The organism is Bradyrhizobium sp., from assembly GCF_027307225.1.
In the GTDB taxonomy this organism is placed as follows: Bacteria; Pseudomonadota; Alphaproteobacteria; order Rhizobiales; family Xanthobacteraceae; genus Bradyrhizobium.
On the sequence record NZ_DAHUXJ010000073.1, the window covers coordinates 46,594 to 68,868 of the forward strand.

Sequence of the window (22,275 nt, forward strand, 5' to 3'; positions counted from 1 at the left end):
GCGGCCCAGCGGCCATCATGCGCGGTGCTTTGCCGGGCCAGTCCGTCTATAGTCTTCCCTGAACGATCGCCTCGAGCGACGGCGTGGAACGCGCCGAAACCTTAGGGAGTGAGCAGCGATGCTGCATGACTGGGGCGTGATCGCAGCCGCCTTCGGCTACATCGGCCTCCTGTTCCTGGTGGCAAGCTATGGCAACCGCCCGGCGCCGGCGCAACGCGGCCGCGCCAGCGCGCTGATCTATCCGCTGTCGCTCGCGATCTACTGCACGTCCTGGACTTTCTTCGGCTCGGTCGGCTTCGCCACCCGCACCAGCGTCGACTTCCTGGCGATCTATATCGGCCCGATCCTGATGATCGGATTCTGCACGCCGCTTCTGCGCCGGGTGATCCAGCTCGCCAAAGCGCAGAACATCACCTCGATCGCCGACTTCATCGCCGCACGCTATGGCAAGAGCCAGGCGGTCGCCGCGACGGTGGCGCTGATCGCCATCATCGGCTCGGTTCCCTACATCGCGCTTCAGCTCAAGGCCGTCGCTGCCTCGCTCGAGACGATCCTGAACGACGAACAGACCGTCGCCGCCATTCCGGTGATCGGCGATATCGCGCTCATCGCGACCGTGACGATGGCGGCCTTCGCGGTGCTGTTCGGAACCCGGCAGACCGACGCGACCGAACACCAGCACGGGCTGATGCTGGCGATCGCGTCCGAATCCATCGTCAAGCTCGTCGCTTTCATCGCCGCGGGAGCCTTCGTCACCTTCTGGATGTTCTCGCCGCACGAACTGATCGAGCGTGCGATGAAGACGCCGGAAGCCGTGCGCGCCATCGAATATGTGCCGTCGGTCGGCAATTTCGTGATCATGATCCTGTTGTCGTTCTGCGCGATCATGCTGCTGCCGCGCCAGTTTCATGTCAGCGTGGTCGAGAACTCCACGCCATCGGAAGTCGGCCGCGCGCGCTGGCTGTTCCCGCTTTATCTCGTGGCGATCAACCTGTTCGTGATCCCGATCGCGCTCGCCGGCCTCATCACCTTCCCGTTTGGCGCGGTCGATCCCGACATGTACGTGCTGGCGCTGCCACTGGAAGGTAACGCGCCGCTCCTCAGCCTCGCCGTCTTTGTCGGGGGTCTATCGGCCGCGACCGCGATGGTGATCGTGGAATGCGTCGCGCTTTCCGTCATGGTCTCGAACGACATCATCATGCCGCTGGTGCTGCAGCGCCGCCGCGAAACGCCCGATGGGCAGCAGGATTTCGGCCGTTTCCTGCTCGGCGCCCGCCGCTTTGCGATCTTCGCCATCATGGCGATGGCCTATTGCTATTATCGCGCGCTGGGCCATGCCGAGCTCGTCTCGATCGGGCTGTTGTCGTTTGCGGCCATCGCTCAGCTCGCGCCGGCCTTTTTCGGCGGGCTGTTCTGGCAGCGCGCGACCGCGCGCGGCGCCATGGGCGGCATGCTGGTCGGCTTTGCGGTGTGGGCGTACACGCTGTTCCTGCCGAGCTTCCTGGATAGTTCGCCGGGCGGGTTGGCATTGCTGCAAAACGGCCCGCTCGGAATCACCCCCCTGCGGCCGCAGGCGCTGTTCGGTTCCGATCTGCCGCAGCTCATCCATGGCGTGCTGTGGTCGCTCTCGCTCAATATCCTCAGCTATGTGCTGCTGTCGCTCTCGCGCCAACCGTCCTCGATCGAACGGATGCAGGCGGACCTGTTCGCCCCCAGCGTATTGAAACCGATGACGCCGACTTTCCGGCGCTGGCGGACCACGGTCACGGTGCAGGACATCCAAAGCACGGTCGCGCAGTATCTGGGACCCGATCGCGCCCAGGATTCCTTCGAAGCCTTTGCGGCGACACGAAACATTCGTCTCGCGTCATCGGCGCCGGCAGATTTCGAGCTGCTGCAGCATGCCGAACACCTGATCGCCTCATCGATCGGCGCGGCCTCCTCGCGGCTCGTAATGTCGCTGCTCTTGCGCAAGCGCACGGTCTCGGCCAAGGCCGCGCTGAAGCTGCTCGACGACTCCCACGCCGCGCTGCATTTCAACCGCGAGATCCTGCAGACCGCGCTCAATCACGTGCGCCAGGGCATCGCGGTGTTCGACGCCGACCTGCAATTGATCTGCTCGAACCGCCAGTTCGGAGACGTTTTGGGGCTGGCGCCGCATCTCGTGCAGATCGGGATTCCGCTGCGCGAAATCCTTGAATATATCACGGCGATTACGGCGGCGCCCAGGTCATCGGAGTCGGCTGACAAGGACATTCTGGTCGAGAAGCGGCTGAAGGCCTATATTGCCGAAGGTGAACCTTATCTCGAGCGCCTGCCCGACCGGCACATGGTGATCGAGATCCGCTCCAACCGGATGCCGGGCGGCGGTCTGGTCATCACTTTCTCGGACGTCACGCCGTCCTTTGAAGCCGCCGAAGCGCTGGAGCGCGCCAACGCCACGCTGGAAAAGCGCGTCCGCGACCGCACCGAGGAACTGACGCGGCTGAACTCGGAACTGGCGCTCGCCAAGAGCACCGCCGAAGACGCCAGCATTTCCAAAACGCGCTTTCTGGCCGCCGCCAGCCACGACATTCTCCAGCCGCTGAACGCGGCCCGGCTCTATGTTACAAGCCTCGTCGAACGCCAGAGCGGCGGCGAGGATTCAAGGCTTGTCGAGAACATCGACGATTCATTGGAGGCGATCGAAGAAATCCTCGGGGCGTTGCTGGACATCTCGCGGCTGGATGCCGGCGCGATGACGACGTCGGTGACGAGTTTCAAGATCGGCGACCTGATGCGCTCGCTTGAAATCGAATTCGCACCGATCGCGCGCGCCAAGGGGCTGAAGCTGACCTTTGTGTCCTGCTCGCTGCCCGTGCAATCCGACCGCCTGCTGCTGCGGCGGCTGTTGCAGAACCTGATCTCCAACGCGATCAAATACACCCCGCGCGGCCGGGTTCTGGTCGGCTGCCGGCGCCGCGGCGAAACCGTGCGGATCGGCATCTACGATACCGGCGTCGGCATTCCCGTGCTCAAGCGCGGCGAGATCTTCAAGGAATTTCACCGGCTCGAACAGGGCGCGCGCATTGCCCGCGGCCTGGGGCTTGGCCTGTCGATTGTCGAACGGCTTGCCCGTGTTCTCGGTCATGGCATCGCCCTCGACTCCGTCACGAGCGGCGGTTCAACATTTTCGGTGACGGTGCCGACCGCGGAAGCCGTCAACTACACAGCGGCCGTCACCAGCGCGACGCCGTTGTCACGGACGCCGATGTCGGGCGCGCTGATCACCTGCATCGAAAACGACGCCGCCATCCTCGACGGCATGAAAACGCTGCTCGGAGGTTGGGACACCCAGGTGATCGCGGTGAACGACCCCGAATCCGCGATCGACGCGATCGAGGCCGCAGGCAAGCCGCTTACCGGGCTTCTGGTCGACTATCATCTCGATCGCGGCAACGGCATTGCCGCGATCCGCGATATCCGCAAGAAATTCGGCGAGACGATTCCGGCCATTCTCATCACAGCCGATCGCAGCCCGCATGTCCGCGCCGCCGCGCGAGAGGAGAATATCGCGGTGCTGAACAAGCCGGTGAAACCGGCGTCCTTGCGCGCCTTGCTGGGTCAATGGCGCACGCAACAGACGGTCGCGGCGGAGTAGTTTTACGGTTGCGGCGGCGCGCCTAGTGCGGTGAATTTGAAGTTCCTATCAGTTTCGCAGTAACCTCGTCATAGGAACTTCAAATTCTAAACCGCACTAGAATCACATAATTGGCTAGTGCTCCTTTGATACCGAAGTTCGTAAACGTGGAGCCGCGATATGATACGAACTTCGGAATCGGAGCACTAGTGGTCCGATTCTAACATTCGTATCCTCTCGCGGCAGACAATTTTCGAATGTTAGAATCGAAAGACCACTAGCAAATATCGAATTCACTTGGAGTTTAAGATTTGACATTCGCGTTCCGATCTGCGGCTGGCGATTAGCGAATGTCAAATCTACTCCACGTGCCGCCACTGGCCGCCGGAGATCTTGGCCGCGGCGATCACGGCCTGCGTCCGGCTTTCGACGCCGAGCTTCTGCAGGATCGCGGAGACGTGCGCCTTGATGGTCGCTTCCGACACGCCGAGCTCATAGGCAATCTGCTTGTTGAGCAGGCCTTCCGACAGCATCATCAGCACGCGCACCTGCTGCGGGGTCAACGTCACCAGGCGGTCGCGCAGACGCGCCATTTCCGGATCGGTCGCCGACGACAGATCCGTGTCCGCCGGGACCCAGACATCGCCGTCCAGCACCTTCATGATCGCGTCGCGCAACGTGTCGACGCCAAACCGCTTCGGGATAAACCCGGAAGCACCGAAATCCAGCGACTGGCGAATGGTGCCGCCATCGTCGCTGGCGGAGACGATCACGACCGGAATGGCCGGGAACTGCGCGCGCAGGTAAATCAACCCGGAGAAGCCGGAGATTCCGGGCATGGAGAGATCGAGCAGGACAAGATCGACATCGGGATCCTGATCGAGCAACGCGGTCAGTTCTTCGAAACTGCCGGCCTCATCGATCCTGGCCGATGTCACGACGCTTCCCACCGCCTGGCGCAAAGCGTCGCGGAACAGGGGGTGGTCGTCGGCAATCACGAGACGGGTGGCGGGGGCGCTGGTCATCTATTGCTTGCAATGGGTTACTTGCGGACGATACCGGCATAGCCGGTTTTGCGGCTCGATTGTCCTGCGGCCAAGGACCGCATGCAAGATATCAATGCCGCTACCCGAAATGGCGGTTAATTCCGGTCCTTGTGCGTCGCAATGGCAATGTCGCTGACTTCCGGCATAGCAAGGCCCTTTCCACAGGGGCGCGCGTTCCCGTTCGATCCCAAAGTTGCAATTTACCATAGTTCACGTTGACGTGACCAATTCGCGGCCGGTTTTGCCCGCGACGTCTATTCCGGGCCGACCGCCCCGGCGAACTGCAAGACAATCTCGCGGCGATGCGCGCGCAGTCGATGCTCGATCAGGTAGATCGCCTGCCACGTTCCAAGCATCAGGCGGTTCTTCACGACCGGAATTTGCAGCGAGGTAGCCGTCAGCATCGTCTTGACGTGCGCCGGCATGTCGTCGGGGCCTTCGGTATCGTGGCTCCATCCGAAATCCTCCGGCGCGAGGCGATCGAGCGCAGCGGTCAGATCCACAAGCACGGTCGGATCGGCATTTTCCTGAATCGTCAGCGAGGCCGAGGTATGACGAATGAACAGCGTCACCTGGCCCTCTAACGCGTTCGCCTCCTTGACGAATTGCGCGACGTCAGTGGAAAGATCGACAAAACCGCGGCCCGAAGTCTGCACCGTGAGCAACGTCGACACGATCGAACTAGTGCCCACCTTCCGAAGTTCGTGCTCCATCGCAGCAATCACCTTTCACGAACTTCGGAAGGTCATGGGCACCAGCAAACTTATCGATTCTGGTACCGCTTTATCGATCTGAAGTCCCTGGTCGAATTCGCCGCTCGTACTTCAGGGACTTCAGATCGGCGGTACCAGCAGAAACCGCCGACAGCGCCGACCGGGAAATTGACGATGAGCCAGCCATGAATCGGCGCGGCCTCAAATCTTGCCGCTGACGTCTTTTTGCATGCGATTGGCCATCTCGACCAACCGTTGCCACGCACGTTCAAGAAACGACATCACCCGATCCATGTCCTGGTCGCTGGGCAACGGGATCTCGATCTTGCGCGGGTTCTCCGCGGCCTTCGGTTCAGCCTTTTTCAGCGAGTCCGATTTCGGCAACGCCTCCTCCGTCTTGCCCTCGACGGTCGGCGCGCGCGACGCCAGTTCGGCTTTCAGTTTTTCGATTTCCGCCCTGGATTTCTCGTTCTCCGCCTGCAACCGGCCGATCTCCGCGTCATACGCCGCGCGCTCGTCGGGCACGGCGTAACAGGCCCAGCCGGTACCATTGTTGTTGCAGTTCGAAACCGCGCCGGTGCGCGTGTCGAGCCGGACCACGCCGTCGCTTACCTGCGACATCGCATAGCGGCCTTTTTCGTTTTCAGGCATGGGGTCGGCCGCAGCGCTGCTCGCTGCGACCAGAAGCGACACGAGGACAATGCTCGGTGCCGGAAATGCCGATCTGGTCATGGGATACTCCGCAGCCTTTATCTGCTCTTGATCGCCCCTGCCCTCAAACCGAACGATAGGGCGCGCGGCCCGATTTCAATGCGTCCACCAGCAGTTCGATCCGATCCTGACCCCAGAAGACCTCGCCGTCCAGCACATAGGCCGGCGATCCAAACACGTCCGCCGTGAGCGCATCCTGACGATTCTGTTCGTACTTCTGACCCATCTCGTCGGTTCCCGATCGCTCCACCAGCGTCTTGCCGGGCAGGCCGCAATCGTCGGCGAGCCGAACCAGCGTTGCGGCATCGGCCAGATTGAGTTCGTCTTCCCAAATACCTGCAAAGGCGCGGCGCAGGAATGGATCGACATCGTGGCCGGCTTCGATCGCGGCGATCACAACGCCGTCGGCGAGCCGCGCGTTGAACGGCCAATTGGCCGGCTGAACCTTGAACTCCAGGCCGCGTTTGTCGCGCCAGCGCTGCAATTCCACCATCCGGTAGCGCTGCCGGACCGGGTGGCGCTTGAGCAGCGGCAGACCCCCGGTCTCCGAGAACAGGTCGACCAGCACCACCGGCTTGTGGTTGACGTCGAGATTGTGGGCGGCGACGACGTCGCGAAACAATCGATGACCGATATAGGCCCACGGGGATTGCAGCGAAAAATAATAATCGATCTGACGTGGCATGCGGTGTTCCAGCAACAAGCCTTGTTGGATTCGGGCGAGGTGCCGATCATCCCAACAGACGGCCCAAGCCCATGCAAGACGGTTTCTGACACGGATTCATCGCCAATCCGCCAGTCACCTATTGCAGTGCGGCGACCGGGTACCCAATCCAGCTTGGGATAAGCCAAATAATACAATAATATCAAACTGATATATGGCTGTGACGCAATCTTGACTTGATTAAACGCGATCAGTATGGTCCGCGCGGCTTTTGAGGGGTGACGGGGCGTCGTTTTTATTCATCGCATCATCGTTTCGGGTCTTAAGCATGGCGCAAGGCACGAATGACCGCGAAGATGAAAGCAAATCGTCCCCCGACGAGGCCGCGCTTTCCGCAAGGCTCGGAAGTCTGGAGCACCGGTTGTCCGCACTTCGGGACAGCCGAGGCATCAGGACTGACCAACCCGAAGCTGGAAGTGGAGACAGCAATGCCAGGGCGTCAGCCATGGCAATGGGTTTCCGCCTCTCATCGGAGCTGGTCGCCGGCGTTGGCCTCGGAGCGCTGCTTGGCTGGGCTTTCGACCGTCTGCTTTCGACGTCGCCCTTCGGGCTTATCGTGTTTGTGCTGCTCGGCTTCACGGCCGGTGTGGTGAACGTGATCAGGTCGGCAGGTGTTGCTCCAAACAAGAGCGGCCGTTAAGGAAAGCCGAACGATCCAATTTGAGAACGCCGGCGTGGCCGGCGATAGACTAGAGACCCTGCGCGGATGATCGATCCGATCGAACAATTCAATATCGAAAAGATCTTCACGATCGGCCACATCGGCCATCAAGAGATCGCCTTCACCAATTCGTCGGCTTACATGTTCGGCACGGTCGCGATCATCTCGTTGCTGATGATCGGCGGTGTGTCGCAGAAGCGCCTTGTGCCAGGCCGCATCCAGTCGATAGCCGAGTTGTGCTTCGAGTTCGTCGCCACGACCATACGGTCGAACGCCGGACAGGAAGGCATGAAGTTCTTCCCGCTGGTGTTTTCGATCTTCATGCTGCTCGCGGTCTCCAACGTCATCGGAATCATTCCCTACACCTTCACGATCGCCAGCCACATCGTTGTAACGGCGGCCCTGGCGCTGCTCGTGTTCCTCACGGTCATCATCTACGGCTTCTACAAGAACGGCCTGAAATTCCTGAAGATCTTCGTGCCCAAGGGCGTTCCGATCGCAATCCTGCCGGCGGTCGTGGCGATCGAGGTCTTCTCGTTTTTCGTGCGTCCGGTCTCGCACAGCGTGCGTCTGTTCGCCAACATGCTGGCCGGTCACATCACACTGAAGGTGTTCGCGAGCTTCATCGTCACGCTCGGCACCTTCGGCTTTGTTGGCTGGCTCGGCGCCACCCTGCCGCTCGGGCTGACGATCGCCCTGACCGCACTCGAGCTCCTGATTGCGCTCCTGCAGGCTTATGTCTTCGCCATCCTCACCGTCATCTATCTCAACGACGCTATCCATCCGGGCCACTAAGTAGCCCCTCAACCAAACCTCAAGAAGGAGTTCGTTTCATGGATCCGATTGCTGCGAAGTACATTGGTGCCGGTCTTGCCTGCATGGGCCTGGGCGGCGCTGGCGCCGGCGTGGGCATCATCTTCGGCAACTACCTCGCCGCTGCGGTGCGTAACCCCTCGGCTGCTCAGGGCCAGTTCGGCAACCTGATTTTCGGCTTCGCGGTGACCGAAGCGCTCGGCATCTTCTCGCTGCTGATCGCGCTTCTCTTGCTGTTCGCGCTGTAAGGCCATCCCTGGCTTGAAGGAGTAGCCCATGGCTGAAGGTCATGGCGGGGCCAAGGGGCCGGCCGGCGGCACCTCGTCCCATACCGAGGCCGAAGGCGGAGCGCGCCCGTTTCCGCCGTTCCAGACGAGCACCTTTGCTTCACAGCTGGTATCGCTGGCGATCGCCTTTGTCGCACTGTATCTGATCGTCTCACGAATTGCGCTCCCGCGCGTCAGGGGCGTGATCGACGTCCGCCAGAACACGATCGAGGGCGACCTGACGGAAGCCCAGAAGCTGAAGGAGCAATCCGACAGCGCGATCAAGGCCTATGAGAGCGAATTGGCCGCCGCCCGTTCCCGTGCTCAGGCGATCGGCGCGGAGACCCGCGAGAAGCTGAACGCACAGTCGGAAGCCGAGCGCAAAACTCTGGAAGAGCGCCTGTCGCAAAAGCTGGCGGATGCAGAGAAGGCCATCGCCTCGACGCGTCAGGCCGCGATGAGCAACGTGCGCGGCATCGCCACCGATACGGCCGCCGCGATCGTCCAGCGGCTGACCGGCGTTGTCCCCGACGGCACATCGGTCGGACAGGCCGTTGATGCGTCGCTGAAAGGATAAGTTCGATGTTCGCCGAACCGGAATTCTGGGTCGCCGTTGGCTTCGTCATCCTGATGGGCATATTTGCCTATGTCGGCGCGCATCGCACCGTGCTGACGGCGCTTGATCACCGCAGCGAACGCATCAAGGCCGAACTCGACGACGCCCGCCGCCTCAAGCAGGAAGCGGCAAGCGTGCTCGAAGAGTACAAGGCCCGGCGCTCCAGCGCCGAGCGTGAAGCGCAGGATATCGTCGCGACTGCGAAGGTCGACGCCGAGCGGATCGCTTCCGAAGCCAAGGTCAAGATGGAAGATTTTGTGGCCCGGCGAACCAAGACGGCCGAGAGCAAGATCGCGCTTGCCGAAGCGCAGGCGCTCGCCGATGTGCGCGCCGCGGCCGCCGATGCCGCGGTGACGGCGGCTTCCACCATCCTGTCGCAGACGGTGAAGGGCGGGGTCGCCGACGATCTCCTCGCCAGGGGAATTACCGAGGTTCGCGCAAAGCTGAACTAATTTAGCGCCGGCTTTTTCTTTGCGCCTGACAACCGATGCTATCTGCGTCGCGACGGTTTGGCCGGCGGTGTGATCGCCTGCGGGTCGAAGCCGACGTAAAAGACAAAGGAGTCGCTCGTGAGGTTTGCCGGCATGTTGTAGACTAGGTCCTCACCGACCAGGCTGAACAGGCCGCCTTCCTCGCTCATCGCGACCGTGGTCCGGTACACCTTCGTCATCAGCACCTTCTCCTGAACGCCGGTCTGCACGACCGCAACACGAACCGGAACCTCGACCGTCGCCGGTGCGCCGGCAGGCCCGGCGATCACGCGGCCCTGAATGCCGATCCGTGCCGCAATCTGGCCATTGCCACTGCGCCGGCAATCACGCGCGGTTCGTGTAATCGTCGCCTGAAAATTCAACTCGCTCGCCACCGGTTGCTTGCCGGGAGGCGCCACCCCGTAGGTGGATGCGCCGGCGCGAATTCTCACCGGAGGACAGTCGACCTCCGTGCCGTCCGGCGCGACTTCGGAAACCTTTCCGCGCCCGCCGAAGAGCTGATCGAAGCGATCGCTGATGGTCGGGAGATCTTCCTGCGGCACTGCCGTCGAGCTGAAGGGGTTGTTGAAAGTGGTGCCGCCGCATCCCGTCAGCAAGGCCGCGGCGGCCGCAAATGCCAGCACGGTGCGCTTGTGGCCTGCCAAGCCCGCCGTCGCCTGCCAAATCCGCCCATGCCGCATCAGTCGAAAATCCCCAATAAAATCCGCCGCCGAACGACGGCCCGGCGCTTATAACAGCGCAATGGCGGCAAACCCAAGGCGTCCGTCACAATTTGGAAACAAGTGGTCCGATTCCAACCATCCGCAGCGAATGTCAAATTAACGTCACTCCGTCAGCCGCGGAAATCCTCGTGCAGCAAGCCGAATAGCAGGTGATCCTGCCAGACGCCGTTGATGCAGAGGTAGCGCCGCGCCACGCCCTCGCGGGTAAAGCCGCACTTCTCCAGCACCCGGATCGAGGGCGCGTTGGTCGGAATGCAGGCGGCTTCGATGCGGTGCAAATTGAGCTCGCCGAATAGCGACGGCAATAGCACGCGCAATGCGATCGTCATGTAGCCGCGATGCGAATAGGGCTGTCCGACCCAATAGCCGATCGTACCGGCCTGGACGATGCCACGCCGGACATTGGCGAGTGTGATGCCGCCGATCATGACGCCATCGGCCTCGCGAAAGACGATGAAGGGGTAGGCCCTGTCGGCGGCGATATCCTCGGCATATCGGCGCAGCCGCCGCCGGAAGCCCGATCGGGTCAGGTCATCGGACGGCCAGATCGGTTCCCAGGGCGTGAGATAGTCGCGGCTGATTTCCCGCAAGTGCGCCCATTGCAGGAAATCCGACATCTGGGGAGCACGCAGCAAGAGGCCATGACCGCGCGGAATGAGCGCCGCTGATACGTTCGAAGGCAACCGAAACAGGGCCATGCGCAAGACTCCCCCGATGCTTCAAACCGGAATCATGATCGGACGAAGATCATGTTCGTTGACTGCCCGCCGGCCTTCAATGAAGTCGCTCCTTGGCCTTCGATTGCGTCAATCCTTCCGCAAAAGCGACCGCCGTGTCCAGTCCCCTGCCGCTGCCGAGCGCGACAACCGCGGGCCGGCTGCGGGACAACAGCGCGCGCGCCGCGCTCCGCGCAGTTTCCACGTTAACCGCATCGATCCGCGCTACCAGTTCCTCGACCGCCAGCGGCCGCCCATAGGCAAGGATATGCCGCGCCAATTGCTCTGCGCGCGAACTGCAGCTTTCGAGGCCCATCAGCAGTCCTGCTTTCATCTGGGCCTTGGCACGGGCGATCTCTGCTTCCGTCAGCGTCTCAACGGCCTCGTTGATGACATCGACGATCACTTCCATCATCTCCGGCGCATCGCCCGGGTCGGTGCCGGTATAAAGACCGAAAAACCCGGTATCCATATAGGGCGCGTGGAACGAGTAGATCGAATAGCAGAGTCCGCGTTTCTCCCGTACCTCCTGAAACAGGCGCGATGACATTCCGCCGCCGAGAATGTTGGTAAAGACCTGAAGCGAGAACAGCGAGAGGTCGGATTGTGGAACCCCCTCGAGCGCCAGCGTCAGATGCGCCTGCTCAAGCTCGCGATGCACCACGCGCGAACCTCCCTTGCCGAACATCGCGGGCTCCGGCTTCGGTGCCGGCGTGCCGTCGAAGCTTGCAAAACGCTGCATCACCTCATCCACCACCCGCCGGTGATCGACCGCGCCGGCGGCGGCGACCACCATGTCGGGACCGCGATAATGCGTCGAAAGATAACCACGCAGCATGTCACGGTTGAACGACTTCAACGTCTTCGCCGTTCCCAGCAGCGAACGTCCCATCGGCTGATCCGGATAGCACAGCTCGTTGAGATGCTCGAACACGACGTCGTCAGGCGTATCCTGCGCCGCGCCGATTTCCTGCACGATCACGCTCTTCTCGCGCTCGAGTTCGTCGGGCACGAAGGAAGGATTGGCGAGAATGTCGGACAGCACGTCGAGCGCCAGCGGCACGTCGGCCTTCATCACGCGCGCGTAATAAGCCGTGGTTTCCGTCGAGGTGCCGGCGTTGAGATCGCCGCCGACCGCTTCGATCTCCTCGACGATCTCGCGCGACGTGCGCCGCGTCGTTCCCTTGAACGCCATATGTTCGAGCAGATGCGAGATGCCGTGTTCATCGGGCTTTTCGTCGCGGCCGCCGACGCCCGCCCATACGCCGAGCGCAGCGGTCTGAAGATGCGGCATGGTATCGGTGATGACAGTGAGGCCAGACGGCAGCTTGGTGACTTCAACGCTCATCTGGCAGTTCCTCCGGCGGTGGAAATGGATTCGGGCAACGACATCAGGCCCTGGACACGGCGCGGCTGACCGAGCGGACAAATCGCGCGACTTCGGCCGTGTCGTTTTTCATCGTTTCGACGCGCTCGGGCCTCGTCATCAAACCTTCCAGCCATGGCGGCAGTTCCGGGCGCACGCCGCAGGCCGCTTCCACCGCATCGGGAAACTTCGCGGCATGCGCAGTCGACAGCACGATATTGGGTACCCCGGAGTCCGGGCTGTCGCGGTCCGCAACCGCCAGCGCCACGGCGGTATGAGGATCGACCAGATCGCCCGCTTCACGCCAGGCCGTGCGAATGACTGCGCTGGTTTCCGTTTCGTCGGCGCGTCCGGCGTCAAACTCACCGCGCACCGCGGCCAGCACTGCATCCGGCAGGACGAAGCGCCCCGATTGCTTGAGCGAGGCCATCAGCCGACGAACCAGTGCGGCGTCGCGGTGGCTTGCCTCAAACAGCAGGCGCTCGAAATTCGACGACACCTGGATATCCATCGAGGGCGACGATGATGCGTGGACTTCGCGGGTTTCGTAGATCCCGGTCTTCAGCGTGCGCGGCAGGATGTCGTTGACGTTGGAAGCGATGCGCAGCCACCGGATCGGCAATCCCATGCGCTTGGCGACAAAGCCTGCGAAGATGTCGCCGAAATTGCCTGTCGGCACCGTGAAATCGACGCTGCGCGCCGGCGCTCCAAGAGCAGTGGCCGAGGTGAAGTAATACACGACCTGCGCCACGATGCGCGCCCAGTTGATGGAATTGACCCCCGACAGCGCGACCGCGTCGCGAAAGCCGTGATCGTTGAACAACTCCTTCACGATCGCCTGGCAGTCGTCGAAAGTGCCCTCGATCGCCAAGGCGTGCACGTTGCTGGCGCCGACGGTGGTCATCATCCGCCGCTGCACATCCGAGATGCGGCCATGCGGAAACAGGACGATGAGGTCGACATTGTCGAGGCCCGCGAACGCATCGACGGCGGCGCCGCCGGTATCGCCCGACGTCGCCACCACGATCGTGGTGCGCTCGGCCCGCTTCGCCAGCACGTGATCCATCAGCCGCGAAAGCAACTGCATCGCGACATCCTTGAACGCCAGCGTCGGGCCGTGAAACAGCTCGAGCAGGAACTGGTTGGCGCCGACCTGGTCGAGCGGCACCACCGCGGGATGACGAAACGTGGCGTAGGCCTCATTGGCCATGCGGCCGAGATCGGCATCAGAAATCTCGTCGCCCAAAAATGGACGAATCACTTCAACGGCGACTTCCCAATAGGGCTTGCCGAAAAATGCGGCGATCATCTCCGGCGCCAGCTGCGGCCAGGCCTCGGGCACGTAGAGGCCGCCGTCGCGGGCAAGCCCGGCCAGCATCACGTCGCAGAAACCCAGGACGGGAGCCTCCCCCCGCGTCGAAATGTATCGCGTCAAAATTCCCTCCAAAGGCCCGACACTCCATCAAACCTTTGACCCTTATATGTAAAATCACCTTGCTCGGAGCAAAGCGGCGCCACCATAAGCGTTTTGGCTGAAAGTGGAAACCGCTTCTTCCCTTAACCTTCCCGTCAATACCGGACGGATATGCAGCATGACAGGGCCGCAGATATATCAGTCGCTCCACGCATCGCGGCAGTGGCAGCCGGGTGCTGGGTCACGGTCATCGGGGCGGTGCTTGACGCGGCGTGGGCCGGTACCCGCAAGCTATCCGTAATTTGACGCAAGCACGGTGTGGTTGCAATCTCTGGCGGGGCTTGAGGGGATACGATGGCGGACGCAGCCCTGCAGTGGGGTAGGCGAGCTCTCGATTTTTTGGATGCAGTCGAGCGACTGAATGCGCCCGGCGTCGTCAGGTTGTTCGAGTCCGAAATCAAGGCCTGCGGATTCCACGCCTACATCATGGCCGGTCTTCCGGCGCCGGAAACGGCGCTTGCCGATCTGACTCTCGCCAATGGCTGGCCGGCAGAGTGGTTCGACCTGTATACGCGCGAAAATTTCAGCGCGCTCGATCCGGTGCCGCGGTTCGGCGCTTCGACGGTGCAGCCGTTCGAATGGTCGGAGGCGCGCTACGACAAGGACAACGATCCCGCCGCCCACCTGGTGATAACCCACGCCACCGAATTCCGGCTGCGAGACGGTTATTGCATTCCGATGCATTACGACGAAGGCGGCGCCGTCATCAGCCTCGCCACCGAGCACCTGCACCTCGACCCCTTCTCCAAGAGCGCGCTGCAGCCGGCCCGCCATTCGCGAGCCCTGTTCCGGTCGTCTAACCAAACCGGTTCATGGTGGTGATGATTCGGCAAACTTGAACGGTGATTTTATGCGCCGCCGACCAATGTCCGAGGAAGCCAGGGGGATATCTGATGTTCCGAGAAAATAGCAAGATGCGGGTGCTGGTCGAAAACATCGACGACGCCATCGAGCAGGCCGAAGACCTTGGCCTGGCTTTCGTGTCCGGCATCCTGATGATGGCGCGGTTGGAAGCCGTCCAGACCGACCAGCTGGCGGTCGTCGGCCGCGAAAACAAGCAGCTGTCCTGACGGAACTCGCTTATCGATGTTGGAGACCGGCAGGTTTGCCGGCTCTCAGGCGGCGTTGCGGCGTTTCCCGCGCCACCACACGAAGAAAGCAATCAGCACAGCGCCCGCCAGCGCGAACCAGGTGATGGCGTATTGCATGTGATCGTCCTTGAGGTGGACGTGGAGCGGACCGGGCAAAGGAATGCCGCTTGGCGGCACGGGCTGCTCGAGATCGATATAGAACGGCGCGACGTCGCCCCAGCCCAGTAGCGGCGACATCTCGAGGTGATCGCGCGTAAACCACAGCCGCTTGGCCGGATTGGCTGCAGGCGTCAGCATTCCCGCCTTCTGAGGAAATCGAATATAACCGGTGAGATCCGCTGGCTTGCCGGTCACAAGGTGCGACACCGCCCGGTCCTGCACGGTTCGGTCCTGCATCATGTTCTGGACGAAGCCGGCGTTGACCACGACGGTGTCGCCATCGCTCAGGCGCGCCGGAACAAAGGCCCACGTGCCGGGTCCGGAAATATCGTCGCGTATGGCCGAACCCGAGCTATAAACCATCGCATCCGTCCCGGCTTCATAGGTTGCCTTGAACCGGACACGACGAAATTCATCCTTTTGGGCCGTCAGCTGGTTCCACGCCGATCGCGGGGGCAGCGGCACCGGCTCGATGGCAAGCCGCTCCGTCAGCACCGCAATCAGCGCATGCTTTTCCACCCGGCGCTCGAGTTGCCAGACACCCAGGCCGATGAAGACGGCCAACATGCCCAACGTGAAAAGGCCGAAGCCGAATTGCTGCCTTGCCGTGGCCACGGTCATTTCGGCCCGCGTTCGATTAATCGGCCCGGCGCGGCCTTGTGATGGAATTGCAGTGCGATCAGGAGCGCCTTCATCGAACGCAACGGTAGAAGCGTGGTCACCAGAATCAGCGGCAGCCAAAGCACTGCGTGTAGCCAGAATGGCGGTTGATACTTGACCTCGACAATCAGCGCGCAGGCCACCACGATCGCGCCGGCCAGCATGATGATGAAAATCGCGGGACCATCGCCCGTATCGATGAACGTGTAGTCCAGTCCGCAAGCCTCGCACCTTGTTCGCAGCGACAGAAAACCCGCAAACAGTTTGCCCCGACCGCAACGCGGGCATTTGCAGGCAAGCCCGCGCAGCACGCTCTGGAGCAGAGACGGCGTATTGGTTTGCGAATTTGCCGAAGCGTTCATGCGATTCAACCTATCACTCGACGTTGGCCTCGGCAGCGGATCACTCGCAGAAACATTACCCCTGGCTTTCGCACGCTAAACAAAAGGGCGGCCCCGAGGCCGCCCTTTTGGCAATCGATGACGGCTAGATTACTCGGCGCCGACCAGGCGGCCACCGCCGGTACCCCACACGTAGATGCAGGCGAACAGAAACAGCCACACCACGTCGACGAAATGCCAGTACCAGGCCGCGAATTCGAAGCCGAGATGCTGGGTCGGCGAGAAGTGTCCGGCGTAAGCGCGCGTGAGGCAGACGATCAGGAAGATCGTGCCGACCAGCACGTGGAAGCCGTGGAAGCCGGTCGCCATGAAGAAGGTCGCGCCGTAGATATTGCCGGAGAAGTCGAACAGCGCGTGGCTGTACTCGTAAGCCTGCACGCAGGTGAAGCAGGCTCCGAGCACAATGGTCAGCCACAGACCGTATTTCAGACCCTGGCGGTCATTCTCGAGCAGCGCATGATGCGCCCAGGTTACGGTGGTGCCCGATGTCAGCAGCAAAAGCGTGTTGAGCAGCGGCAGGTGCCAGGGGTCGAACGCTTCGATGCCCTTCGGCGGCCAGGTGCCGGGAACGGCGCACGCGCCCATCTGGGCGCTGGCGCCGCATCCGAAAATCGCATCGCGGGCGGCGTGCACCGCATCGGCCGGGAACAGGGCGGAGTTGAAGAAGGCCCAGAACCAGGCAACGAAGAACATCACTTCGGAGGCGATGAACAGGATCATGCCGTAGCGGTGGCTGATCTGCACGACACGGGTGTGATCGCCCTTGAACTGTGCCTCGCGGATCACATCCGTCCACCAACTCGCCATGGTGTAGAGCACGCCAAGCACACCGGCGAAGAAGATGATCGGCGCTGCACCCGTCATGTGGTGCATCCAGGTGATGGCGCCGACCGCCATGAGGAAGGCCGAAACGGAGCCGACGATCGGCCACGGGCTCGGATCGACGAGGTGGTAGTCGTGATGCTTGACTTGCGCCGTAGCCATTTTCGGTCTCTCCGTTAGCGGGGCCTGTTCGGCCGCGTCGTCTCGACGTTCAAATTCACACTTTCGCGATGACCGGAATTATTCCGGCCAAATTGCACTCTTCTTAGAGGTTACCCTTTGCGCTTGCCCCGGACTTTTCCGCCCCGCCCGACGCCAGCGGTTTAATCGCGGGCTCTTTGACCGGGTAGAAGGTGTAGGACAAGGTGATGGCGCTCAGCGTGTCGTTGTCGTGGTCCTTGACAATCGACCGATCGACATAAAACACGACCGGCATCTCGCGCGTTTCGCCCGGCGCCATGGTCTGTTCGGTGAAGCAGAAGCAGTTGATCTTCTCGAAATAGGCGCCAACCGTCAGCGGTGCGACGTTATAGGCCGCCTGTCCGGTGGTCGTGCGCGCCGACTGATTGGTCACCTTGTAAAAGATGGTTTTGACCTCGCCGATCCGGACATCGACCTCGGTCTGTTCCGGTTCGAATTTCCAGGGCAGCCCGCCGGCCACGTTGGAATCGAAGCGAACTGTAACCTTGCGCTCAAGCGGCGCCCCCTTGGGTGCTGAGGTTGCCACCTGGGTCGTGCCGTTGAATCCGGTGGCGCGGCAGAACCAGTTGTAGAACGGCACCGCCGCGTAAGCAGCGCCCACCATCAGCACCACCATGAGTCCGCAGATTGCCGCCACGGCGGCGTCGCGGGTCAACCCGCGGCGGGACGTCGTTTGCCCGCTGGCAGGAGGTTGATTCGACTGCTTGGTCTGGTTCCCCATGGCGCTACAACGGCCGCACTAGGACGGCCGGCCCCCTTACGATGGTAACCGCGAAAAACAGGATGACCAGAACGCCGAGCGCGAGCGCAATGGCGATCGACCGTTGACGGCGGCTTTTCTTCTGCGCCTCGGTAAGGACAATTCCGTCTGGTCTGTCGTTGTTGGCCATCTCGCCATGCGCCTTACCAGATCGACGGGGCGACGGCGCGGACGACGACCTCGATCAGCAGGGTCGCAAACAGCGCAAACAGATAAAGAATCGAGAATGCGAAAAGCCGGCGCGTGGCGCGCGCAGCTTCCTTGCCCTCGCGAAGGCGATAGACGTTGATCGCCAGCGCCAGCATCCCGGCGCCGAGAACGAGCGAGGTCACGCCATAAACAACATCGAAATAGCCGAGTGGCCAGGGCGCCAGCGCCACCGCCACCAACACGATCGTGTAGAGCAGGATCTGCAAGCGTGTCGTATCGGGTCCCGCGACCACCGGCAGCATCGGAACACCAGCACGGGCGTAGTCGTCGCTGCGGAACAGCGCCAGCGCCCAGAAATGCGGCGGCGTCCAGAAGAAGATGATCAGGAACAACAGCAACGGTTCAACCGAAAGCGAGCCGGTCGCCGCCGCCCAGGCCACCACGGGAGGAAGAGCACCCGCCGCGCCGCCGATCACGATGTTCTGCGCGGTCCAGCGCTTGAGTGCCATGGTGTAGATCGCGACGTAGAAAAAGATCGTGAAGGCGAGCAGCCCACCTGCGACCCAGTTGACCAGCACACCGAGCGTCATGACCGAGAAAAACGCCAGCGTCATTCCGAACGTCAGCGCCTCGGCCGGGGTGATGCGTCCGCGAGGAATCGGCCGGTTGGCGGTGCGCGACATCAGCGCGTCGATATCGGCGTCGTACCACATGTTGAGCGCGCCGGAGGCGCCGGCGCCGACCGCGATGCAGAGGATAGAGGTGAAAGCCAGCACCGGATGTACATGCACCGGCGCAATAAAGAGCCCGACGAGCGCGGTGAAAATGACGAGCGACATCACCCGTGGCTTCAGAAGCGCGACGTAATCGGCGACGTCGGCCTCCGAAATCCGGGGCGACAGTTCGATGGCGTTGTGCTCGATAACCGACAAGATAGGTCTCGCTTCCCTAGAAATATGAGGACGCGGCGCTTACCGCCGCGTGGCTCATTACTGCACGCGCGGCAATACCTCGAATTGATGGAACGGCGGCGGCGACGGCAGCGTCCATTCCAGCGTGGTCGCACCCGCCCCCCACGGATTGTCCGCGGCCTGCTGCTTGCGCACGAACGCGTCGATCATGCCGTAGAGGAAGATCAGGACGCCGAAACCGGAGATATAGGCGCCGACCGACGACACCACGTTCCATCCGGCGAACGCATCCGGATAGTCGACCGAGCGTCGCATCATGCCCTGCAGTCCAAGGAAATGCTGCGGGAAGAACAGGATGTTGACGCCGATGAACATCACCCAAAAGTGCAGCTTGCCGATGGTCTCGTTGTACATGTAGCCGGAGATTTTCGGGAACCAGTAGTACCAGCCGGCGAAGATCGCGAACACCGCGGCGACGCCCATCACGTAATGGAAGTGGGCGATGACGTAGTAGGTTTCCTGAAGCACGCGGTCGACGCCGGCGTTCGCCAGCACGACTCCGGTGACGCCGCCGACGGTGAACAGGAAGATGAAGCCGATCGCCCACAGCATTGGCGTCTTGAATTCGATCGAGCCGCTCCACATCGTGGCGATCCAGGAGAATATCTTCACGCCGGTCGGCACCGCGATCACCATCGTCGCGGCGACGAAATAGGCCTGCGTCGCCGACGACATGCCGACCGTGTACATGTGGTGGGCCCACACCACGAAGCCGATGCCGCCGATCGCCACCATCGCATAGGCCATGCCGAGATAGCCGAACACCGGCTTCTTCGAGAACGTCGAGACCACCTGGCTGATCATGCCGAAGCCGGGCAGGATCAGGATGTAGACTTCGGGGTGGCCGAAGAACCAGAACAGATGCTGGAACAGCACCGGATCGCCGCCGCCCTCGGCGGAGAAGAAGGTGGTGCCAAAATTGCGGTCGGTGAGCAGCATGGTCAGCGCGCCGGCGAGCACCGGCAACGCCAGCAGCAGCAGGAACACGGTGACCAGGATCGACCACACGAACAGCGGCATCTTGTGCAGTGTCATGCCCGGCGCACGCATGTTGAAAATCGTGGTGATGAAATTGATGGCTCCGAGAATCGACGAGGCGCCGGCCAGATGCAGCGCCAGAATGACGAAATCGACCGCCGGTCCAGGATGGCCCGAGGTCGACAACGGCGCATACAGCGTCCAGCCGGTTCCGGCGCCCATTGAGCCCGGCTCGCCCTCAACGAACGTCGAGATGATCAACAGGGAGAATGCGACCGGCAGCAGCCAGAACGAGATGTTGTTCATGCGCGGGAATGCCATGTCGGGCGCGCCGATCATCAGCGGAACCATCCAGTTGCCGAAACCGCCGATCATCGCCGGCATCACCATGAAGAAGATCATGATCAGGCCGTGCGCGGTCACGAACACGTTGTATTCGTGGGTCTGGTGGAAAATCTGTACCCCGGGAAACATCAGTTCGGCCCGGATCGCCATCGACATCAGGCCGCCGATGATCCCCGCGATGAGCGCGAACACCAGGTACATCGTGCCGATGTCCTTGTGATTGGTCGAGTAGACGAAACGCCGCCAGCCGGTGGGGTGGGCGTGATCGTCGTGCCCGTGATCCTGGGCGTGATCGGTATGAGCCGGTGTCGCTGGGGTCGTTGCCATTTTCACATCCTGCCTTGCAGTCTTGATCGGACCTCGCGGTCCCGTCGCCCTTGTCCCGTCCTGCGCGCGCGAGCTTGCGAACTCACTGCGCCTCTTCGGCGGCCGAGGCGACCGAAGTGTTCGCCGGCACGGCCGCAAACTTCTTCTGCGCTTCCGCGACCCAGGCCGTGAAATCCTGCTCGCTCACCACCCGCACCGAAATCGGCATGAAGGCGTGATCCCTGCCGCAAAGTTCCGAACACTGGCCGTAGAACATGCCGGTCTTGGTGGCCTTGAACCAGGTTTCGTTGAGTCGGCCCGGAATCGCGTCGATCTTGATGCCGAATGCCGGCACCGCGAAGGAATGGATGACGTCGGCGCCGGTGACCTGCACCCGCACCACCTTGTTCACCGGTACCACCAGTTCGTTATCGACCCCGAGCAGCCGTGGCTGCTTGTCGTGCGACATGAGCGAATCGAACTCGAACTTGCCGTTGTCGGGATAGGCATAGCTCCAGTACCACTGCTTGCCCGTCGCCTTGACGGTCAGATCGGCCTTGGGAACGTCAAGCTCCTCGAACAGCAGCCGGAACGACGGCACCGCGATGCTGACCAGAATCAGCACCGGAATCAGCGTCCAGGCCACCTCGATCAGAGTGTTGTGGGTCGTCCTGGAGGGAACCGGATTGGCGCGGGCGTTGAACTTGACGACCACGATGACCAGCAGCGCCAACACGAACAGCGTGATCAGCGTGATGATGACCAGCAGCATATTGTGGAACCGGAATATGCTGTCCATCACCGGCGTGGCCGCAGCCTGCAGGTCGAATGCCCACGGTGACGGCTGCCCCAGTTCTTCGGCAAAGGCAGCCCCGCCGGCCACCAGCGCAACGCCGGCTACCGCTAATCCCAACAACCGACGGCCGATTTGGCCCTTCGACATCTTCATGTCGCTCGCGCTCCCTTGATATATCCCTCGCGCATCCCGCCTGAGGGCAAGGAATGGCGCAACAATCCCGGCCTCTGGCAAACGGCCTGTACGTGCACCTCGGAAGCACACGGGCCAGTTCACTGGAATGCGTCGAAATCCAGCCTCTCAAACCATAATTCCACGGGCATCGCAATGCAGTAGTGCGGACTAAAGGCGCGCATCACCGGCAATTATGAGCAGGCCGCATTTTGCCGAGAAATTGGCCCAAACTCCCGCTTTGAGACCCGTCACGGCTTGACAGGTGGATTACCGGATGTAGGCACAGAAGCGCTGTTCTTGCGGGAGCTGATTCGTTGGCGGATTCGGCTTCGGTCAAGCAGGGGCAGCCTTCATGGCGCCGTCATTTGCCGTATCAGTCCGGTTGCGGCCAACTTTGGCCGACCACACAAGCCAAAGAAATATCAAGGGATCGACCCTGATGGGGCCTTCGAAATACCCGGTCAGTTCCAAGCCTGGCCGCTACCTGCGAATTCACGCTCCGAGCCTTCGATCGTTCGTCGGA

24 protein-coding genes are annotated in these 22,275 nt (G+C 61.9%); 8 read left to right on the top strand and 16 right to left on the bottom strand.

Annotation, left to right across the window (positions count from 1 at the left end):
- Positions 1-118 precede the first annotated feature (118 nt).
- Complete coding sequence (locus M6D32_RS12710) at positions 119-3,640, top strand: PAS domain-containing hybrid sensor histidine kinase/response regulator (RefSeq protein WP_298256576.1); 3,522 nt, start codon at positions 119-121, stop codon at positions 3,638-3,640.
- A gap of 338 nt (positions 3,641-3,978) precedes the next feature.
- On the opposite strand, the gene M6D32_RS12715 is transcribed toward M6D32_RS12710, so the two are convergent.
- From M6D32_RS12715 to M6D32_RS12730, 4 genes are all read right to left on the bottom strand, one after another.
- The gene (locus M6D32_RS12715; RefSeq protein ID WP_298256579.1) at positions 3,979-4,644 is read right to left on the bottom strand and encodes a response regulator transcription factor; all 666 of its coding nucleotides are present in this window, start codon (positions 4,642-4,644) and stop codon (positions 3,979-3,981) included.
- A 275-nt stretch (positions 4,645-4,919) separates the two neighbouring features.
- Positions 4,920-5,378, bottom strand: a complete 459-nt coding sequence (locus M6D32_RS12720; RefSeq protein ID WP_298256581.1) for a secondary thiamine-phosphate synthase enzyme YjbQ — start codon at positions 5,376-5,378, stop codon at positions 4,920-4,922.
- Positions 5,379-5,579: 201 nt separating this feature from the next.
- Positions 5,580-6,110: a hypothetical protein gene (locus M6D32_RS12725; RefSeq protein ID WP_298256583.1), complete on the bottom strand. Its 531-nt coding sequence runs from the start codon at positions 6,108-6,110 to the stop codon at positions 5,580-5,582.
- 43 nt (positions 6,111-6,153) lie between these two features.
- Positions 6,154-6,774 (bottom strand): 2-hydroxychromene-2-carboxylate isomerase, encoded by a 621-nt coding sequence (locus M6D32_RS12730; RefSeq protein ID WP_298256585.1) that lies wholly within the window; start codon positions 6,772-6,774, stop codon positions 6,154-6,156.
- A gap of 307 nt (positions 6,775-7,081) precedes the next feature.
- Here M6D32_RS12730 and M6D32_RS12735 point away from each other — a divergent pair, with 307 nt between their 5' ends.
- From M6D32_RS12735 to M6D32_RS12755, 5 genes are all read left to right on the top strand, one after another.
- The gene (locus tag M6D32_RS12735) at positions 7,082-7,453 is read left to right on the top strand and encodes an AtpZ/AtpI family protein (protein WP_298256587.1); all 372 of its coding nucleotides are present in this window, start codon (positions 7,082-7,084) and stop codon (positions 7,451-7,453) included.
- A 66-nt stretch (positions 7,454-7,519) separates the two neighbouring features.
- The gene (locus M6D32_RS12740; RefSeq protein ID WP_298256589.1) at positions 7,520-8,269 is read left to right on the top strand and encodes a F0F1 ATP synthase subunit A; all 750 of its coding nucleotides are present in this window, start codon (positions 7,520-7,522) and stop codon (positions 8,267-8,269) included.
- A 38-nt stretch (positions 8,270-8,307) separates the two neighbouring features.
- Positions 8,308-8,535, top strand: coding sequence for a F0F1 ATP synthase subunit C (locus M6D32_RS12745; protein ID WP_024510090.1), 228 nt, complete (start codon positions 8,308-8,310; stop codon positions 8,533-8,535).
- A gap of 28 nt (positions 8,536-8,563) precedes the next feature.
- A complete protein-coding gene (locus tag M6D32_RS12750) occupies positions 8,564-9,130 on the top strand; it encodes a F0F1 ATP synthase subunit B (RefSeq protein ID WP_298256593.1) in 567 nt (188 codons plus the stop codon).
- A gap of 5 nt (positions 9,131-9,135) precedes the next feature.
- Complete coding sequence (locus M6D32_RS12755; protein ID WP_298256595.1) at positions 9,136-9,621, top strand: ATP F0F1 synthase subunit B; 486 nt, start codon at positions 9,136-9,138, stop codon at positions 9,619-9,621.
- A gap of 38 nt (positions 9,622-9,659) precedes the next feature.
- On the opposite strand, the gene M6D32_RS12760 is transcribed toward M6D32_RS12755, so the two are convergent.
- The 4 genes from M6D32_RS12760 to thrC all read right to left on the bottom strand — a co-directional run bounded on the left by M6D32_RS12760 (position 9,660) and on the right by thrC (position 13,899).
- On the bottom strand, positions 9,660-10,304 hold the full coding sequence (locus M6D32_RS12760; protein WP_298256597.1) for a hypothetical protein: 645 nt from the start codon (positions 10,302-10,304) through the stop codon (positions 9,660-9,662).
- 188 nt (positions 10,305-10,492) lie between these two features.
- Positions 10,493-11,080: a GNAT family protein gene (locus tag M6D32_RS12765; RefSeq protein ID WP_298256599.1), complete on the bottom strand. Its 588-nt coding sequence runs from the start codon at positions 11,078-11,080 to the stop codon at positions 10,493-10,495.
- 76 nt (positions 11,081-11,156) lie between these two features.
- Entirely contained in the window at positions 11,157-12,446 is a 1,290-nt protein-coding gene (locus tag M6D32_RS12770) for a pitrilysin family protein (RefSeq protein ID WP_298256601.1), read from the bottom strand.
- A gap of 43 nt (positions 12,447-12,489) precedes the next feature.
- A complete protein-coding gene (gene thrC, locus M6D32_RS12775) occupies positions 12,490-13,899 on the bottom strand; it encodes a threonine synthase (protein WP_298256603.1) in 1,410 nt (469 codons plus the stop codon).
- 333 nt (positions 13,900-14,232) lie between these two features.
- Between thrC and M6D32_RS12780 the strand changes: the two genes are divergently transcribed.
- Together M6D32_RS12780 and M6D32_RS12785 are read left to right on the top strand one after the other, a co-directional pair.
- Complete coding sequence (locus M6D32_RS12780; protein WP_298256605.1) at positions 14,233-14,760, top strand: autoinducer binding domain-containing protein; 528 nt, start codon at positions 14,233-14,235, stop codon at positions 14,758-14,760.
- Between the two features lie 71 nt (positions 14,761-14,831).
- A complete protein-coding gene (locus tag M6D32_RS12785; protein WP_298256607.1) occupies positions 14,832-15,008 on the top strand; it encodes a hypothetical protein in 177 nt (58 codons plus the stop codon).
- 45 nt (positions 15,009-15,053) lie between these two features.
- Here M6D32_RS12785 and M6D32_RS12790 read toward each other — a convergent pair whose 3' ends face one another.
- The 8 genes from M6D32_RS12790 to coxB form a co-directional block, all read right to left on the bottom strand.
- Complete coding sequence (locus M6D32_RS12790; RefSeq protein ID WP_298256609.1) at positions 15,054-15,809, bottom strand: SURF1 family cytochrome oxidase biogenesis protein; 756 nt, start codon at positions 15,807-15,809, stop codon at positions 15,054-15,056.
- A complete protein-coding gene (locus M6D32_RS12795; protein ID WP_298256611.1) occupies positions 15,806-16,210 on the bottom strand; it encodes a DUF983 domain-containing protein in 405 nt (134 codons plus the stop codon). The genes M6D32_RS12790 and M6D32_RS12795 overlap by 4 nt, the downstream gene beginning before the upstream one ends.
- Before the next feature lie 129 nt (positions 16,211-16,339).
- Positions 16,340-17,233, bottom strand: coding sequence for a cytochrome c oxidase subunit 3 (locus M6D32_RS12800; protein ID WP_298256613.1), 894 nt, complete (start codon positions 17,231-17,233; stop codon positions 16,340-16,342).
- A gap of 103 nt (positions 17,234-17,336) precedes the next feature.
- Complete coding sequence (locus M6D32_RS12805) at positions 17,337-17,993, bottom strand: cytochrome c oxidase assembly protein (protein WP_298256615.1); 657 nt, start codon at positions 17,991-17,993, stop codon at positions 17,337-17,339.
- Positions 17,994-17,997: 4 nt separating this feature from the next.
- Positions 17,998-18,162 (bottom strand): CoxF protein, encoded by a 165-nt coding sequence (locus M6D32_RS12810; RefSeq protein WP_298256617.1) that lies wholly within the window; start codon positions 18,160-18,162, stop codon positions 17,998-18,000.
- A gap of 13 nt (positions 18,163-18,175) precedes the next feature.
- The gene (locus tag M6D32_RS12815; RefSeq protein WP_298256618.1) at positions 18,176-19,114 is read right to left on the bottom strand and encodes a heme o synthase; all 939 of its coding nucleotides are present in this window, start codon (positions 19,112-19,114) and stop codon (positions 18,176-18,178) included.
- A 57-nt stretch (positions 19,115-19,171) separates the two neighbouring features.
- On the bottom strand, positions 19,172-20,803 hold the full coding sequence (gene ctaD, locus M6D32_RS12820) for a cytochrome c oxidase subunit I (protein WP_298256620.1): 1,632 nt from the start codon (positions 20,801-20,803) through the stop codon (positions 19,172-19,174).
- Positions 20,804-20,885: 82 nt separating this feature from the next.
- Positions 20,886-21,731, bottom strand: a complete 846-nt coding sequence (coxB, locus tag M6D32_RS12825) for a cytochrome c oxidase subunit II (RefSeq protein ID WP_298256622.1) — start codon at positions 21,729-21,731, stop codon at positions 20,886-20,888.
- Between the last annotated feature and the right edge of the window lie 544 nt (positions 21,732-22,275).

Coding starts and splice junctions, on each gene's coding strand:
- M6D32_RS12710 (WP_298256576.1), top strand. CDS start 119: ATGCTGCATGACTGGGGCGTGATCGCAGCCGCCTTCGGCTACATCGGC.
- M6D32_RS12715 (WP_298256579.1), bottom strand. CDS start 4,644: ATGACCAGCGCCCCCGCCACCCGTCTCGTGATTGCCGACGACCACCCC.
- M6D32_RS12720 (WP_298256581.1), bottom strand. CDS start 5,378: ATGGAGCACGAACTTCGGAAGGTGGGCACTAGTTCGATCGTGTCGACG.
- M6D32_RS12725 (WP_298256583.1), bottom strand. CDS start 6,110: ATGACCAGATCGGCATTTCCGGCACCGAGCATTGTCCTCGTGTCGCTT.
- M6D32_RS12730 (WP_298256585.1), bottom strand. CDS start 6,774: ATGCCACGTCAGATCGATTATTATTTTTCGCTGCAATCCCCGTGGGCC.
- M6D32_RS12735 (WP_298256587.1), top strand. CDS start 7,082: ATGGCGCAAGGCACGAATGACCGCGAAGATGAAAGCAAATCGTCCCCC.
- M6D32_RS12740 (WP_298256589.1), top strand. CDS start 7,520: ATGATCGATCCGATCGAACAATTCAATATCGAAAAGATCTTCACGATC.
- M6D32_RS12745 (WP_024510090.1), top strand. CDS start 8,308: ATGGATCCGATTGCTGCGAAGTACATTGGTGCCGGTCTTGCCTGCATG.
- M6D32_RS12750 (WP_298256593.1), top strand. CDS start 8,564: ATGGCTGAAGGTCATGGCGGGGCCAAGGGGCCGGCCGGCGGCACCTCG.
- M6D32_RS12755 (WP_298256595.1), top strand. CDS start 9,136: ATGTTCGCCGAACCGGAATTCTGGGTCGCCGTTGGCTTCGTCATCCTG.
- M6D32_RS12765 (WP_298256599.1), bottom strand. CDS start 11,080: ATGGCCCTGTTTCGGTTGCCTTCGAACGTATCAGCGGCGCTCATTCCG.
- M6D32_RS12770 (WP_298256601.1), bottom strand. CDS start 12,446: ATGAGCGTTGAAGTCACCAAGCTGCCGTCTGGCCTCACTGTCATCACC.
- M6D32_RS12780 (WP_298256605.1), top strand. CDS start 14,233: ATGGCGGACGCAGCCCTGCAGTGGGGTAGGCGAGCTCTCGATTTTTTG.
- M6D32_RS12785 (WP_298256607.1), top strand. CDS start 14,832: ATGTTCCGAGAAAATAGCAAGATGCGGGTGCTGGTCGAAAACATCGAC.
- M6D32_RS12790 (WP_298256609.1), bottom strand. CDS start 15,809: ATGACCGTGGCCACGGCAAGGCAGCAATTCGGCTTCGGCCTTTTCACG.
- M6D32_RS12795 (WP_298256611.1), bottom strand. CDS start 16,210: ATGAACGCTTCGGCAAATTCGCAAACCAATACGCCGTCTCTGCTCCAG.
- M6D32_RS12800 (WP_298256613.1), bottom strand. CDS start 17,233: ATGGCTACGGCGCAAGTCAAGCATCACGACTACCACCTCGTCGATCCG.
- M6D32_RS12805 (WP_298256615.1), bottom strand. CDS start 17,993: ATGGGGAACCAGACCAAGCAGTCGAATCAACCTCCTGCCAGCGGGCAA.
- M6D32_RS12810 (WP_298256617.1), bottom strand. CDS start 18,162: ATGGCCAACAACGACAGACCAGACGGAATTGTCCTTACCGAGGCGCAG.
- ctaD (WP_298256620.1), bottom strand. CDS start 20,803: ATGGCAACGACCCCAGCGACACCGGCTCATACCGATCACGCCCAGGAT.
- coxB (WP_298256622.1), bottom strand. CDS start 21,731: ATGAAGATGTCGAAGGGCCAAATCGGCCGTCGGTTGTTGGGATTAGCG.